This window comes from Pseudomonas sp. R15(2017), from assembly GCF_002112685.1.
GTDB lineage: Bacteria > Pseudomonadota > Gammaproteobacteria > Pseudomonadales > Pseudomonadaceae > Aquipseudomonas > Aquipseudomonas glycinae.
In genome coordinates this window covers 47,952-62,831 of the sequence record NZ_NEII01000002.1, presented here as the reverse complement: position 1 = coordinate 62,831, position 14,880 = coordinate 47,952, and the positions used below count along the sequence as shown (strand labels likewise).

Below are 14,880 nucleotides of genomic sequence, written 5' to 3'. Positions count from 1 at the left end.
GGGAATTGCAGACACCACAAATACTGTGGGAGCTGCGGTGCGACGATTCGACTTGTCAGCGATGGCGTCAGGTCAGCAACATTTACTTAGCTGACACACCGTCATCGCTGGCAAGCCAGCTCCCACAGGGTTATGGGGTGTTTTCAGAAAAACATTCCGTCAGGTGTAGACGGGCCAGATGTCGACGATCTTGCCACCACGCACCGCCAGCAAGTCGCCGAATTGCAGGAGGACGGCTTCGGTCTGGGTCGGGCGCAAGAACACCTGATCCTCCACCGTCAGCCCCACGGCATTCGAGCCATTGACCATCTCCTGATTCGAGCTACGGCCGTAAGCACCATTGCTCTGCAATCCGGGCGGCGACTCAAACTCGGCCATCCAGTTGCCACCGTAGATGAAGAAGGTCTGGCGCTGATTGGCGTCCCACCACGAAAACAGTTTCGACTTGTCATCCAGCGCCGGGATGTTCACCGCCCCCGTGCTTTTCAACACCGGGGTGGCGATGTACGCGGCCGGTTCATGTTCGACGAGCGACGGCAGATCGTAATGAGTCGGCTTGAGCATCGCCGTACCCACCGACACTTCACTGCTCAGATGTTCGTTTTCATGCATGCGATAACTCGGGCTGCCGGCAGTGTTCAGGCACAAGCCGTCATGCCACAGCGCCGGATACTGCTGCCGGGTGAAGTCGACGCAGCGTTGATAAATCACCATCACCTTGGCGAACAGTTCCTCGGGCGAACCGAGAGTCCCCGGCACGCCCATGCCCACGAACGGGTCGTAGCCCATGAACCCGGCGAACTCCAGGTGCTGCGGATTGGCGGCGATCAGCGCGAGCATCTGCCCCAGCACGTTCAGATCACTGACACCGCCCCGGTGCAGGCCGACGTCCAGCTCGATGTTGATCCGCATCCGCGTGCCCAGTCCCTGGGCCAGCGCGAGGTATTGCTGCAGACGTTCGGGGTTGTCGATCAGCCATTGCAGCTGCTTCGCCGGGTCGAACGGGCCTTTGTGGGTCTGGTAGAAGATCTCGGCGGAACGCACCGGCAGCGGCTTGCCGAGCAGAATGTCCGACTGCGGGAACGTCACTGCATCGTGATTGAGAAACGGCTGATGAAACGACATCAGTCGCTGCGTCCCTGCCCGTTGGCCGATGTAGCTGAGCAACCCCGGTGACGGCAGCGACTTTTCCACCAGCCGCAACTGCTTGCCCGCGCGCTTGACCGAGCGCATCACCACGTCAATGTTGTGGTCCAGCCGATCCAGATCGATCAACAACACCGGGCGCATCGGGCCTTTGCTCTTAAGCTCATTGTTCAGCACCCGGAAATAGTCGCTGTAAGGCCCGCCGCGATCCCCCGGCCGCAACCATGCCCCCACGCCCACCAGCAAAGCGCCGACACCCAAAGTCCCGAGCACGAAATTACGTCGATTGACCGCCATCAGCTCACCCCCAGAATCGACGACAGATGCCCGTTGAGAAACTTGCCGTTTGGGTCCAGGGCCTGGCGTATCTGAATGAACTCCTGCCAGCGCGGGTACAACGTCTGCAACGTGCGGGCATTGAGCGTGTGCAACTTGCCCCAGTGCGGACGACCGTTGTACTTCCAGAAGATCGGCTCGACAGCAGCGAAGAAGTTGTGATGGTCCATCTGGTAATGCTGGTGAACCGAGATCGAGCAGCTGTCGCGGCCTTCGAACATGCTCAGCGGAATGTCGTCGGCCTTGACGTAGCGGTACTCGATGGGAAACCAGGTGCGCAGGTCCTTGTCGCGGATCAGTTTGAGAATCTCCCGCAGGCAGGCCGGGCCGTGTTCGGCGGGCACCGAATATTCCATCTCGTTGAAACGCACGGTGCGCACGTTGGCGTAGATGTCGAACGAGTCGCCGACCCGATCATCGAAACTCGCCAGATGCCGCAGGCTGTTGAGCAGCGAACTGCGCAGGTTCGGGAAATCGCTGCCGTACTTGTCGATCTTCTCGATCAGGGTCACAAATTCGTTGCCGCCCTCCTCTTCGGGCGGAATCGGCGGCGTGGGCGGGTCGGTGGTTTCGTTGAGGGCGATCGACAAGGCGTAGTCGGAATGGGTGACGACGAGCATTTCCCAGTGCTGGTTTTCGCTTGTGTTCTTGTCGATGTCTTCCAGCAGCTCTTCGGTCTTGGCGATCCACTGGGTTTCCCGCAGGCGATAGGCCGGACGGTTTTGCAGACGGATTTTGGTCGCCACGCCCAGCGCGCCGAGGGACACTCGAGCCGCGGTGAATACCTCGGGATGACGCTGGCTATCGCAATCCAGCACCTCGCCGTTGGCGGTCACCAGCTGCATCCCGCAGACGTGGGCCGAGTAGGACTGGAAGGTTTTGCCGGTGCCGTGGGTGGAGGTGGAAATCGCCCCGGCGAGGGTCTGGTAATCGATATCGGCCATGTTCTGCAGGGCCTGGCCGATGTCCTTGAGCGGCGTGCCCATGCGCGACATCGGCGTGCCGGCAGCGAATTCGGCTTGCAGGGTTTTCGGGTCGTGATCGAGCAGGCCGTTGAAGTAGCTCAGGGACAGTAACGTGCCATCGGTGGGCACCAGCGCGCTGAAGGAATGCGCCGAGCCGACCGGGCGAATCTTGCCCGGTGCCTGCTGAATCACTGCGGTCAGTTCATCCAGATTCTTCGGTGCCACTCGCGCCGCCGGCAGGCAACTCTGCCCGCCCGACCAGTTGCGCCAGGGAATCAGCCGAGGTGCGCGCATCAACTGGCCCAGCGCCGGATTGCAGGCCAGCGCGCTGAACGCGCCGACGATGCTTGCCCGTTGCAATAACTGCCGGCGTGTCAGATCTATCGGCATGCCAGGATCCTTATTGTGGGAGCGGCTGATCGGCCATGAAGCCGATCAACTGAAGGAATTGTTCTTCCGAGCACTCGACGCACTGGCCCATCGGCGGCATGCCGTTGTAGCCGTTGATGGCGTGGTCGAGCAGCGTGTCGGCACCCTGCTGGATGCGCGGTTCCCAGGCCTTGCGGTCACCGGTCAGCGGCGCATTCGCGGAGGGGTTGGCGTGGCAGAGCTGGCAGCTGTTGGCGTAAATCTGCGCCAGCGCCGGGTCTTTGGGAATGGTGTTGTTGGTGCTGGCCGGGGGTTTGGGGTCTTCGCCGCAGCCAGGCAGCGTCATGGCCAACGCCAGTAATAATGTGAGTCGGATTGCCCGCATAACGGCCTCGCTTATTGTTGTGGTCACACCTTAGGGCAGGCGGGTCGGCGGGTTGAGGGCATTGCGGGACATTGAGGGGGGCAAACGGGGCCAGCCCATTACCTGAAGACGATCGTTCCCACGCTCCGCGTGGGAATGCAGCCCTGGACGCTCTGCGTCCGCTTGGAACGCGGAGCGTCCCTTGAGGCATTCCCACGCAGAGCGTGGGAACGATCATGTGGGGATGCCCGCTCTGCTGTGCGGTTTTGGGTGACATTCGCGTGACATTTGCGGGTTTAAATTTCAGCGCATTCAGGCGTATAACCTGTTGAGACTTTTTGATCTGCATGCGGACATCAACACGGGGTAGCGACATGACCACAGCAAACATCCTTGGCAACCTGTTCCCTTCTGTCAGCGACATCCCGGAAAAATACCGCCTCGACGGTCAGGTCGAGCAACGCGAATACCTGGTCGATGGCCAATTGCGCCGCTGGGACGGCCCGCTCGCCACCGTGCGCAGCCCGGTCTACCTGCACGGCGATAACGGCGACGAACAAGTGATCCTCGGCAGCACACCGCTGCTGGACGCCGACACCGCCCTCACCGCCCTCGACGCCGCCGTGCGCGCCTATGACCGAGGCCAGGGCCTGTGGCCAACCCTGCGCGTGGCCGAACGCATCCAGCACGTCGAAGCTTTCCTCGGGCGCATGCGCCAGCAACGCGACGCCGTGGTGAAACTGCTGATGTGGGAAATCGGCAAGAACCTCAAGGACTCGGAAAAAGAGTTCGACCGCACCTGCGACTACATCGTCGACACCATCAATGCGCTGAAAGAACTCGACCGCCGCTCCAGCCGTTTCGAGCTGGAGCAGGACACCCTCGGCCAGATCCGCCGCGTACCGCTCGGCGTGGCGCTGTGCATGGGCCCTTACAACTATCCGCTGAACGAGACGTTCACCACGCTGATCCCGGCGCTGATCATGGGTAACACCGTGGTATTCAAACCGGCCAAGCTCGGCGTGCTGCTGATCCGTCCGTTGCTTGAAGCTTTCCGCGACAGCTTCCCCACTGGCGTGATCAACGTCATCTACGGCAGCGGCCGCGAGACCGTCAGTGCGCTGATGGCCAGCGGCAAGATCGACATCTTCGCCTTCATCGGCACCAACAAGGCCGCCAGCGACCTGAAGAAACTGCACCCGAAACCACACCGCTTGCGCGCCGCGCTGGGCCTGGATGCGAAGAACCCCGGGATCGTCCTGCCAGAAGTCGACCTCGACAACGCAGTCAGCGAAGCGGTTACCGGTTCGCTGTCGTTCAACGGCCAGCGCTGCACCGCGTTGAAGATTCTGTTCGTGCATGAAGATGTGGTGGACAGCTTCATCGAGAAATTCAACGCCAAACTGGCCAGCCTCAAACCGGGCATGCCGTGGGACAACGGTGTGTCGCTGACACCGTTGCCGGAGTCGGGCAAGGTCGATTATCTGCACGGGCTGGTGGCTGACGCGCAGAGCAAAGGCGCCCAGGTGGTCAATCCGAATGGTGGCGAGTCGCGGGAATCGTTCTTCTACCCGGCGGTGCTGTACCCGGTGACGCCGCAGATGCGCGTTTATCAGGAAGAGCAGTTCGGGCCGGTGGTGCCGATTGTGCCGTACCGTCACCTCGATACCGTGATCGACTACGTGCTGGAATCGGACTTCGGTCAGCAACTGAGCATCTTCGGCACCAACCCGGTGGCGGTCGGCCGACTGGTCGACACCTTCGCCAACCAGGTCGGGCGGATCAACCTCAACGCCCAGTGCCAGCGCGGGCCGGACACCTACCCGTTCAACGGTCGCAAGAACTCCGCCGAAGGCACGCTGTCGGTACACGATGCACTGCGGGTGTTTTCGATCCGCACCCTGGTGGCGACCAAGTTCCAGGAATCCAACAAGGATCTGATCAGCGAAATCATTCGCGGACGGGATTCGAACTTCATCGCCACCGACTACATCTTCTGAGGAGGAATCAGCGCTGAGCACTTTCAGCCCCCACCGCTGGCCGCCGCTGTTGCGGCGGATCCTGCGGCCGTTGCTCGACCCGTATCGACGTTATCGCCATGCTCGAACGATTCACGCGGTGCGGGTCGCGTTGGGGTTGCTGGCGACAATCCTGCTGACCACCGGCATCAATCTGCCCCACGGCGAATGGGCATCGGTGACCATGCTGGTGGTGATCGGCGGTTTGCAGCATCACGGCAACATCGGCAAGAAAGCCGCCGAGCGCGCCACCGGCACCTTGATCGGTGCCGGCGTCGGTTTGTTGATCGTGGCGCAACAGGCGTGGCTGGGCATGCCGTGGCTGACCTATTTTGCGATGGCAGTGGTCTGCGGATTTTTCTCGTATCACGCCATCGGCAAGGGCGGCTACACCGCCCTGCTCTCGGCCATTACCGTGTTCATTGTCGCCGGGCATGGCGACAACCCGATCACCGACGGGCTGTGGCGCGGGGTCGATATCCTGATCGGCATCGCCCTGGCCCTGGCCTTTTCCTTCGCTCTGCCGCTGTACGCGGTGTACTCGTGGCGCTACAACCTGGCCGACGCGCTGCGCGATTGCGCCACGGTGTACGGGCGGATCATCGGCGGCAAACCGGTGACGGCCGACGAACACTTGAAGTTGATGAGCCGGCTGAACGCGGTGATGGTGCAACTGCGCTCGCTGATGCCGTCGGTGTCCAAGGAAGTCAAAGTCTCGATGACTGAGCTGGACGCCATCCAGCGCAACCTGCGCATGTGCATCAGCACCCTGGAAATCCTCGGCAACATTCGCCCGGATGCCAACGACCCCGACGCCATGGCGCATCTGCAAGCCGCGCTCAAGACTGAGCACCGGCACATTCGCGTGCAATTGATCGGCATGGCCCGGGCGTTGAAATCCGGCGCATCCCAGCGGCTGGGGCGCCCGGTGGAGTTGCCGGACGCCAGTCTCGATACGCCGGTCTACAACGCGCTGGATGGCTACCGTTTATTGACCCGGCAACTGGCGGCCAACATCGGCGAGATGCGCCAGCGCCTGGCGAAGACTGCGCCGCGCTGGAACATCTGAGGCTTACTGCGCGGCCAGGCGCCGCGCCTTCAATCCCCAACCCTGTTGCATGCCCGCAGCGGCCAATAGAATCGCCGCCACGCCAATCCATTGCAGGGTTTGCAGTTGATGACCGAAGGCAAACCAGTCAACGAAAATCGCCGCGATCGGGTAGATGAATGACAGCGCGCCGGTCAATGCGGTCGGCAGCTTCTGGATCGCGCCGTAGAGCAACACGTACATCAGACCGGTGTGGACGATGCCCAGTGTCACTAGACTGGCCCAGGCACTCGGTGCCTCGGGCATCGCTGAAAAATGGGCGAATGGCGCGAGCAACAGCACGCCGGTGCAGACCTGGATCAGCGCAATCAGGTGCGGCGGCGTGCCGGTCAGGCGCTTGATGATCAACGCGGCGATGGCGTACAGAAACGCCGCCCCCAGCGCCAGCGCGATCCCCATCAGGTAATCATTGCCACCCTCGCCCTGCCCGCCGTGGGCACTGACGATGGCCAGCATTCCCATGAAAGAAATCGCCAGCCAGAACATCTTCTGCAGGGTGATCCTCTCGCCGAGAAACAGCGCCGCCAAACCCACCAGCATGAACGGCTGCACGTTGTAGACCGCCGTGCCGATGGCAATCGAGGCCCTTGAATAGGAGGCGAACAGCAGCACCCAGTTGCCGACGATTGCCACCCCGCTGAGCACCGCCAGCAGGAATGTGGTGCGGGTCAGAATGCCTGGGCGAAGAAAGCCGAACGCAGCGCAGATCAGCAATAAGGTGCCGGCGCCGAACAGGCAGCGCCAGAACACCACGTCCAGCACCGGTTGCCCCGACACCAGCACGAACCAGCCGATCGTCCCGGATATCAGCATGGCGGCGGTCATTTCGAATGAGCCGCGACGGATTGTTTTGTCCATCATCTATCTCCTTAATGTGTGGCAAAAGTATGCCAAGCGAGATCGGGGCCTCTCCAGCGGAAAAAGCAGGCTAAACTCGGTTTCTGCCTTTTTTATCAAGGGTAGTTTGTGCCATTCGCCTAATGCGGGAGTTTCTTGTATGACCGACGATATCGACCAGATCCTGATCGGGGCCCTGATGGAGGATTCGCGGCGCTCGCTCAAGGCCCTGGCGCAAATCAGCGGGTTGTCATCGCCGAGCGTGGCCGAGCGCCTGCGGCGGCTGGAGGAACGCGGTGTGCTCAAGGGTTACACCGTTGAAATTGACCCGAAATGCTTCGGTTATCAGTTGCAGGCGATTGTCCGGGTGCGGCCATTACCGGGGCAGTTGCAGGAGGTCGAGCGGCAGATTCTGTCGATTCCCGAGTTCACCGAGTGCGACAAGGTGACCGGCGAGGATTGCTTCATTGCCCGTTTGCATGTGCGCTCGATGGAACAGTTGGACACCCTGCTTGATCGGCTGAATACGCTGGCGGAAACCAATACCGCGATCGTCAAGAAGACCCCGGTGAAACGTCGATTGCCACCGATGGCCTGAGCGGCGTAGTTTGAGTCTTTTCCGGCGAAGGATTGGCGGTATGAAAATTCAGGCAATGATGCTGGCTGTGTTGATGCTGGCCGGGTGCGGGACGGTGCAGACCGTGGCGTTCAGCGATAAGTTTTCCACCGACCAGTTGAAGGCTAAAAAATCCTACTGCGGCGCTGTACCGCGCATCTACAGTGGCGTGACGTACGACTTCTGCATGCTGCACGCCGAAAAGCCGGATGACGTCGATGCGTTCAACTACAAGAACGCTACACCGGGTCTGCTGGTGGACGCGGCCGTGTCGGGAGTGCTCGATACGTTGCTGCTGCCCTACACGATCTACAAGCAACAGGCTGATGGCAGCATCGAGATCAATTGAGCGCCTGCTTGCGTTTTCGCAGGCAACAAAAAACCCGCTTTCGCGGGTTTTCTGTTTATAGCGGTGCAGCGATCAGTCGTCGCGGCTCATGATGCCGAAGATCTGCAACAGGCTGACGAACAGGTTGTAGATCGATACATACAGGCTGATGGTCGCCATGATGTAGTTGCGCTCGCCGCCGTGGATGATGGCGCTGGTCTGGAACAGGATGCAGACCGACGAGAACAGCACAAAACCTGCGCTGATCGCCAGTTGCAGGCCGCTGATCTGGAAGAACATGCTCGCCAGCGTCGCGCCCAGCAGGACGAAGAAACCGGCGGTGATGAAGCCACCGAGGAAGCTCATGTCCTTACGGGTGATCAGCACGTAGGCCGACAGGCCACCGAACACCAGTGCGGTCATCGCGAACGCGGAGCTGACCACTTCAGCGCCGCCCTGCATGCCCAGGTAACGGTTGAGGATCGGGCCGAGCAGGAAACCCATGAAACCGGTCAGGGCAAACGCCGACACCAGGCCCCAGGCAGAGTCACGAAGCTTGTTGGTGAGGAAGAACAGACCGTAAAAACCGATCAGTACCACGAAAATGTTCGGGTAGCCGACCCGCATCTGCTGGGCCACGAACGCCATCACACCGCTGAATGCGAGGGTGAGCGCCAGTAGACCGTAAGTGTTGCGCAGGACGCGGCTAACCTCTAGCTGCTCAGCCTGCACGCTGTTGTGAACTGCGTAATCCTGTTCGCGCATGGCGACACTCCTGTTGGTTTGAAACGTTCAGTCGCAAAGATCATAACAGACGCTCTGTAACAAGCCATGCACAGAGTTTGACAGTGTGTTTCATTCAGGTATTATGGCGCCCGCAACGCAACGGAGGTGTGGCCGAGTGGTTTAAGGCAACGGTCTTGAAAACCGTCGACTGTAACAGGTCCATGAGTTCGAATCCCATCGCCTCCGCCATCTTATGTACGACAAAGCCCTGATTATTCAGGGCTTTGTCGTTTCTGGCGTTCCAGAAATTCTGATGACATCAGGATGTTTTCCACAAACCGCAACTTTCACTGCCTTCTCCAGCGTTCTGCCGAACATAAAACACTCTTCATGTAATACGGGAATTCATCAAGATGACCCTGGCCGTGATCATGGCATCTGACTGATAGCTATCAGCCGAATGCTGCCCCCTGCGGACGACTGTCCTGGCCGAAACCATTTCATCTCCCACGACTGCCTTTGAACCGTAGCTCCCGCTCAATAATGGATAAGCGCGTCATCAAAGGAACTAGCCCAATATTGAAACGTCTGTTTGAATTACGGCATGATGCCAGCCAGCAAAAAGGCCGATGGCGCAGCTGATAACAACACAAGAATGGAGTGCGCGATGAGCCAAACCGACCAAATTTTTTCCTATTGGTGGAATACATCAGGCCCTTGGGTAGAAGAACCCAACGTTCGCAGGAGTGGCACAAGCGGAGTGCAGCGAGTTCTGCATGACGGTGCGACCGTGTACGTTAAGCGTCAGACGGGTCATTTGTTTCGCAGCCTGAGATATCCTCTGGGGCGCCCCACCACCTTGCGTGAAGGCCGCGCGCTCACAAAGTTACTCCATCTTGGGGTCAACGCCCCTCAACCGGTTTACTACGGTGCGCAAAAAATCAAAGGGGTCTGGCACGGCATCTTGGTCACCAAAGACTTGAACGGTTTCCAGGATTTGGAATCCTGGTACAACGAAGGCGCAAAAAACCAATACACGCCCAAGCAACTGGACAATGTGCTTGAAATACTCGCGTCGTTAATGGCACGAATGCATCTCGGCCGCTGGCAACATGGCTGCATGCGCTCAAAGCACATTTTTATCAAAGTTCGCAATTCGTCGAGCGATCCCGAGTTCGAGCTTGCGCTGCTCGATCTCGAGAAGTCCCATGGGCGAATCAGCTCATTGCAGGCAGCTCGGCACGACATTTTGCAACTCAGGCGCCATTCCTATTGGAGCGAACCGGAGTGGCAACACTTTCTTCGTCATTATGAAAAGCACCTGGGTCGACCAGTAATCACTCAGGGCCGCTCTTGAGAGCCCAACGAAGGCGGCAGGCGCTCACAGCACATGAATGTCTGCGTCGATCTGCCAGGTGAACCGGTGAATGCAGGGTGTGTGCCCGGCCCCGCCCAACTCATTGAAGGCTCTACTCTACTGACTCAGCTACCATCCAGTTTTTCGAAAGCACAGGCCACGCCGGACCGGGATCGGAACGGTCGAGAACGATTCGGCGCACATTGACTATCCGCGCGGCGCCGGGTGGTGAGGCTGGAAGCCATCTTTATATACGACAAAGCCCTGATTATTCAGGGCTTTGTCGTTTCCGCGATCAGGCCTCGATTTTCAGCACTGATGGCTACTCCGGTTTGACTGTTGCAGCCGGCGGCCTGGCGTCAGGACCGATTTTGAACCAGATCGAGTACATCGCAGGCAGGAACACCAGCGTCATGATGGTGCCGACGAGCGTGCCGCCAATCAGGGTATAGGCCAGCGTCCCCCAGAACACCGAGTGTGTCAGGGGAATGAACGCCAGGATCGCCGCCAGGGCCGTCAACAGTACCGGTCGCGCACGTTGCACCGTGGCTTCGACGACAGCGTGAAACGGATCCAGCCCTTCTTGAGCGTTGTGATGAATCTGCCCGATCAGAATCAGCGTATTGCGCATCAGGATCCCCGACAGCGCAATCAACCCGACCAGCGCATTGATGCCAAACGGCTGATTGAAGATCAGCAGTGTCGGCACCACGCCAATCAAGCCTAACGGCGAGGTGAGGAACACCATGATCATCGCCGAGATCGAACGGACCTGCACAATGATGATGACCAGGGTCATGGCGATCATGATCGGCAACAACGGCAGGATCGCCTTGCCAGCCTTGCCGGACTCTTCGATCGCACCCGCCTGCTCGATCCGGTAACCGGAAGGCAGCTTGTCGATGATCGGCTGCAATTGCTTCAGCAGCGCACTGGAAACATCCGGTGGCTGCAAGTCTTCGGCAATGTCGCCGCGCACGGTGATGGTCGGGGTGCGATCACGCCGGCGCAGGATCGGATCCTCCATGCGCACATCGACCTCGCCGATCTGCGACAACGGGATTCGCTGCCCCGAGGCACCGACCAAGGTGAAGCCTTCGATTTGCTGTGGATCGAGCCGGACATCGCCCGCTGCCCGCCCCATGACCTGCACGGAACGAATATCTTCACGCACCGCTGTAATCGGTACTCCGCTGAGCAGGAACTGCAATTGCTGTGCAACCGCAGTCGATGTCAGCCCCACTGCCTGTAGACGATCCTGATCCAGGTTGAAATGCAACGACGGAGTCAGCGGCCCCCAATCAGTGTTCACGGTTCTCATCATCGGGCTGTCCTGCATCACACCCCGCACCTGCTCGGCGATCACGCGCAACTTGGCCGGATCAGGCCCCATCACCCGGTAGGCCACCGGAAACGGCGAGTAAGGACCAAACACGATTTGCGTTGCCCTGAGACGCGCCTCCGGGGCGAGCCCTTGAGCCACCGCGTCACGAAAACGCAACTTGAGGGTTTCCCGTGCTTCCTGACTGTCGGTCAGTACAACGATCTTGGCGAACGACGGATCGGGCAGTTCCGGTGCCATCGCCAGGAAGAAACGCGGTGCACCCTGGCCGATATAGGCCGTGACGATTTTCGCCTCATCCTGCTGGCGCAGCCAGGCTTCGACCTTGGCGGCCGTGGCGCTGGTCTGCTCGATGGAAGTGCCGTAGGGCATTTGCACTTCGATCATGACTTCAGGACGGTCAGAGGTCGGGAAGAACTGTTTCTTCACCAGGCCCATGCCCGCAGCGGCCACAAAGAACAGCACAATGACCATGCCCGCGACCAGCCATTTGCGCGCAATGACCCGGGTCAGAACCCGGCGGAAGCGGTTGTATCGCGGCGTGTTGTAGATCGCCGCATGTCCACCCTCCACCGCCTTGATATCCGGCAACAGTTTCACGCCCAGATAAGGGGTGAACGCCACTGCCACGACCCACGAAGCGATGAGAGCGATGCCCACGATCCAGAACATGTTGCTGGTGTATTCGCCGGCCGTGGACTGAGCAAAACCGTTCGGCAAAAAACCGATCGCCGTCACCAGGGTTCCGGACAGCATCGGCGCCGCCGTGTGGCTCCAGGCATAGGCAGAGGCCTTGATGCGATCGTAGCCCTCCTCCATTTTCACCACCATCATTTCAATGGCGATGATCGCATCGTCGACCAGCAAACCAAGCGCCAGGATCAATGACCCGAGGGTAATACGGTCAAAATTTTTGCCGGTGGCCGCCATCACCACAAACACGATCGCCAGAGTCAAAGGAACCGCGGCGGCGACCACCACGCCGACACGCCAGCCCATGCTCAGAAAGCAGACGAGCATGACCACCAGCAGCGCGACGAAGAACTTGACCATGAACTCGCCGACAGCGGAGTCGATATTCACTGCCTGGTCGGTGACTTTCGAGAGGGTCATACCCAAGGGCATTTCCTCATTGATCCTGACGGTCTCGGCATCCAGCGCCTTGCCCAGATCAAGACCGTTCCAGCCTTCACGCATCACCACGCCGAGCAACAACGCCTCTTCGCCGTTATTGCGCACCAGGAAGGTAGCCGGGTCTTCATAACCGCGTTCGACCGTCGCCACATCAGACAGCTTGAGCGTCCGCCCCTGCACGACCACAGGGGTGTCACGGATTTTCTGCAGTTTGTCGAACGCACCATCGAGACGCAGAAAAACCTGTGGCCCGCTGGTGTCGATTGATCCGGCCGGGGTCAGTGCGTTCTGACTGTTCAGCGCGGCGAAGATGTCCTGCGGTGACAAGCCCAACGTGGCCAACCGGTCATGCGAAAAGGAAACAAATATCCGTTCGGCTTGTTCGCCGATGATGTTGACCTTCTTCACCCCCGGCACATGCAACAGGCGCTGGCGCATGGACTCCGCATCGCGGATCAGCAGACGCTGCGGCTCGCCCTTGGCTTTCAGGGCGAACAGCGCAAAGGTCACGTCCGAATACTCGTCGTTGACCATCGGCCCGATGACGCCCGCCGGCAACTTGATTGCTTCATCGTCGAGTTTTTTACGCGCCTGATAGAACTCTTCCTGCACTTGCGAGGGCGGCGTGCTATCGAGCAACGAGACCATCGTGAAAGCGAGCCCTGGCCGCGTATAGGTTTCCGAGCGGTCGTACCATTTGAGTTCTTGCAGGCGTTTTTCCAGTGGCTCCGCCACCTGATCCTGCATCTCCTGTGCGGTCGCCCCCGGCCACGCCGTGATGACGGTCAACTGCTTGACCGTAAACGGAGGATCTTCGGCACGCCCCAGCTGGAAGAACGCCAGGGTGCCGGCAACGGCGATCAGGAAAATCAGAAAGACCGTGATCGAACGCTCGCGAACGGCGATGGCGGAAAGGTTGAATCGTCCTTCGCTCATGGACGACTCCCGGCAACGGTCGCCGCATCAGGCACGGACATTCTTACTGCTTCACCTTCGCGCAACAGGTGAGCGCCCAGCGCCACAATCTGTTCGCCGACCCGAAGCTCGCCAGCCACTCGCGCCAGATCATCGCTCAAACCCAGCACTTTAACCGGACGCCAGGTCACGGTTGGCGGTGTCCCGGCGATGACCCACACGCCAGGACCTTGACCCGCGTCGTAAAGCGCAGCGATGGGCACTTGCAACGATGCGGCGGGTGTCGAACCCTCGGCGATTCTGAGGGTGACTGTCGAACCTATCGGCGCATTGGCCAGCGCGCCTTCCAGTACATAGCGGGCCTCGAACGTACGCGTCGTGCGGTCCGCCGAATCCGAAAGCAACCTCAGTTTCGCGGTCACAGCACCCGAGGCGTCGCCATAGAGCGTGGCTTGCGCGGTGGATCCTGCTGCGGGACGCAACGTCTCGGGCAAGTGCACGATGGCCTCGCGTTGCCCTGCCCGCGCCAGTCGAACCACCGGTCGTCCGGGACTGACGACTTGTCCGGGTTCGGCGAGTGTTTCCACCACAACGCCGTCGGCATCGGCGACCAGCACCGCGTAACCGGAAGCGTTGCGGGCAACGTCCGCTTGCGCTTCAGCGGCGCTGAGTTGGGCCTTGGCCGTGTCTGCGGCGGCTTTGATCTGATCGTAGGCCGAAGCGGAAATGGCGCCGGCGCTGACCAGAGTGCGATAACGAGCTTCATCATCGGCTGTCTGCCTGGCGCGGGCCCGGGCGGCGATGACCGACTCCTGCTGCGCGCGGGCTTGCAACCCCAAGTCGATGGGGTCGAGCCGCATCAGCGGCTGCCCGCGTTTGACGGTCTGCCCCGTGTCAACCAGACGTTCAAGCACCTTGCCCGATACGCGAAAACCCAGGTCGCCCTGAATGCGCGCCGTCACCACCCCCGTAAAAGATCGGGAACCGTCGCCCGCAGCCTGAACGGCGGTGAACCTGACCAGAGGCGCCTGTGTGCGCGGGTCTGCAACGGAGGTGACATCACCGCACGCCACCAGGGCGAGTGGCAACAGGCATGCGGCGATGGGAAAAATTCGGAGCCGGCGCATAGGTACCCTTACTGAAAATAGGATGATCATCATATTCTCAGTCTTGTGACCATTAACGTCAACAGTCACAAACCATGAACTGTCCGGCGCTTCAGTTTTATCACTGACGCCACAATGATATTTATAACCCGTTCAATCAAATCGATCGCCCTTGATTGACAAGATGTGACCAATATTTAATATGGTCACAAA

The 14,880-nt window shown here is 59.9% G+C and carries 12 protein-coding genes and 1 tRNA gene; 6 read left to right on the top strand and 7 right to left on the bottom strand.

Going from position 1 to position 14,880, the window contains the following annotated elements; all coding sequences use genetic code 11:
- Positions 1 to 159 precede the first annotated feature (159 nt).
- The 3 genes from CAF77_RS03910 to CAF77_RS03900 all read right to left on the bottom strand — a co-directional run bounded on the left by CAF77_RS03910 (position 160) and on the right by CAF77_RS03900 (position 3,201).
- Positions 160 to 1,368, bottom strand: a complete 1,209-nt coding sequence (locus CAF77_RS03910) for a DSD1 family PLP-dependent enzyme (protein WP_170928929.1) — start codon at positions 1,366 to 1,368, stop codon at positions 160 to 162.
- A gap of 74 nt (positions 1,369 to 1,442) precedes the next feature.
- The gene (locus tag CAF77_RS03905; RefSeq protein ID WP_170928928.1) at positions 1,443 to 2,771 is read right to left on the bottom strand and encodes a D-arabinono-1,4-lactone oxidase; all 1,329 of its coding nucleotides are present in this window, start codon (positions 2,769 to 2,771) and stop codon (positions 1,443 to 1,445) included.
- Positions 2,772 to 2,847: 76 nt separating this feature from the next.
- The gene (locus CAF77_RS03900; RefSeq protein ID WP_064381843.1) at positions 2,848 to 3,201 is read right to left on the bottom strand and encodes a cytochrome c5 family protein; all 354 of its coding nucleotides are present in this window, start codon (positions 3,199 to 3,201) and stop codon (positions 2,848 to 2,850) included.
- A 353-nt stretch (positions 3,202 to 3,554) separates the two neighbouring features.
- Between CAF77_RS03900 and CAF77_RS03895 the strand changes: the two genes are divergently transcribed.
- Together CAF77_RS03895 and CAF77_RS03890 are read left to right on the top strand one after the other, a co-directional pair.
- Positions 3,555 to 5,180, top strand: a complete 1,626-nt coding sequence (locus tag CAF77_RS03895; protein WP_064381844.1) for an NADP-dependent glyceraldehyde-3-phosphate dehydrogenase — start codon at positions 3,555 to 3,557, stop codon at positions 5,178 to 5,180.
- Positions 5,181 to 5,226: 46 nt separating this feature from the next.
- Positions 5,227 to 6,267 (top strand): FUSC family protein, encoded by a 1,041-nt coding sequence (locus CAF77_RS03890; protein ID WP_170928927.1) that lies wholly within the window; start codon positions 5,227 to 5,229, stop codon positions 6,265 to 6,267.
- A gap of 3 nt (positions 6,268 to 6,270) precedes the next feature.
- Here CAF77_RS03890 and CAF77_RS03885 read toward each other — a convergent pair whose 3' ends face one another.
- Positions 6,271 to 7,164, bottom strand: coding sequence for a DMT family transporter (locus CAF77_RS03885; RefSeq protein ID WP_064381846.1), 894 nt, complete (start codon positions 7,162 to 7,164; stop codon positions 6,271 to 6,273).
- A 139-nt stretch (positions 7,165 to 7,303) separates the two neighbouring features.
- Between CAF77_RS03885 and CAF77_RS03880 the strand changes: the two genes are divergently transcribed.
- Both CAF77_RS03880 and CAF77_RS03875 read left to right on the top strand, forming a co-directional pair.
- The gene (locus CAF77_RS03880) at positions 7,304 to 7,741 is read left to right on the top strand and encodes an Lrp/AsnC family transcriptional regulator (protein WP_064381847.1); all 438 of its coding nucleotides are present in this window, start codon (positions 7,304 to 7,306) and stop codon (positions 7,739 to 7,741) included.
- Between the two features lie 40 nt (positions 7,742 to 7,781).
- The gene (locus CAF77_RS03875) at positions 7,782 to 8,108 is read left to right on the top strand and encodes a YceK/YidQ family lipoprotein (RefSeq protein WP_064381848.1); all 327 of its coding nucleotides are present in this window, start codon (positions 7,782 to 7,784) and stop codon (positions 8,106 to 8,108) included.
- A 72-nt stretch (positions 8,109 to 8,180) separates the two neighbouring features.
- On the opposite strand, the gene CAF77_RS03870 is transcribed toward CAF77_RS03875, so the two are convergent.
- Positions 8,181 to 8,852 (bottom strand): Bax inhibitor-1/YccA family protein, encoded by a 672-nt coding sequence (locus tag CAF77_RS03870; protein ID WP_007955123.1) that lies wholly within the window; start codon positions 8,850 to 8,852, stop codon positions 8,181 to 8,183.
- A 122-nt stretch (positions 8,853 to 8,974) separates the two neighbouring features.
- Here CAF77_RS03870 and CAF77_RS03865 point away from each other — a divergent pair.
- Positions 8,975 to 9,062: transfer RNA gene (locus CAF77_RS03865), tRNA-Ser, on the top strand.
- Positions 9,063 to 9,480: 418 nt separating this feature from the next.
- Positions 9,481 to 10,170 carry a lipopolysaccharide kinase InaA family protein gene (locus CAF77_RS03860; protein ID WP_084776971.1) on the top strand — a complete coding sequence of 230 codons (690 nt, stop codon included), beginning with the start codon at positions 9,481 to 9,483 and terminating at the stop codon, positions 10,168 to 10,170.
- A gap of 322 nt (positions 10,171 to 10,492) precedes the next feature.
- Here CAF77_RS03860 and CAF77_RS03855 read toward each other — a convergent pair whose 3' ends face one another.
- Together CAF77_RS03855 and CAF77_RS03850 are read right to left on the bottom strand one after the other, a co-directional pair.
- Positions 10,493 to 13,582: an efflux RND transporter permease subunit gene (locus CAF77_RS03855; protein ID WP_064381849.1), complete on the bottom strand. Its 3,090-nt coding sequence runs from the start codon at positions 13,580 to 13,582 to the stop codon at positions 10,493 to 10,495.
- Positions 13,579 to 14,688 carry an efflux RND transporter periplasmic adaptor subunit gene (locus CAF77_RS03850; protein ID WP_064381850.1) on the bottom strand — a complete coding sequence of 370 codons (1,110 nt, stop codon included), beginning with the start codon at positions 14,686 to 14,688 and terminating at the stop codon, positions 13,579 to 13,581. Before CAF77_RS03850 ends, CAF77_RS03855 begins: the two co-directional genes overlap by 4 nt.
- Positions 14,689 to 14,880: the final 192 nt, after the last annotated feature.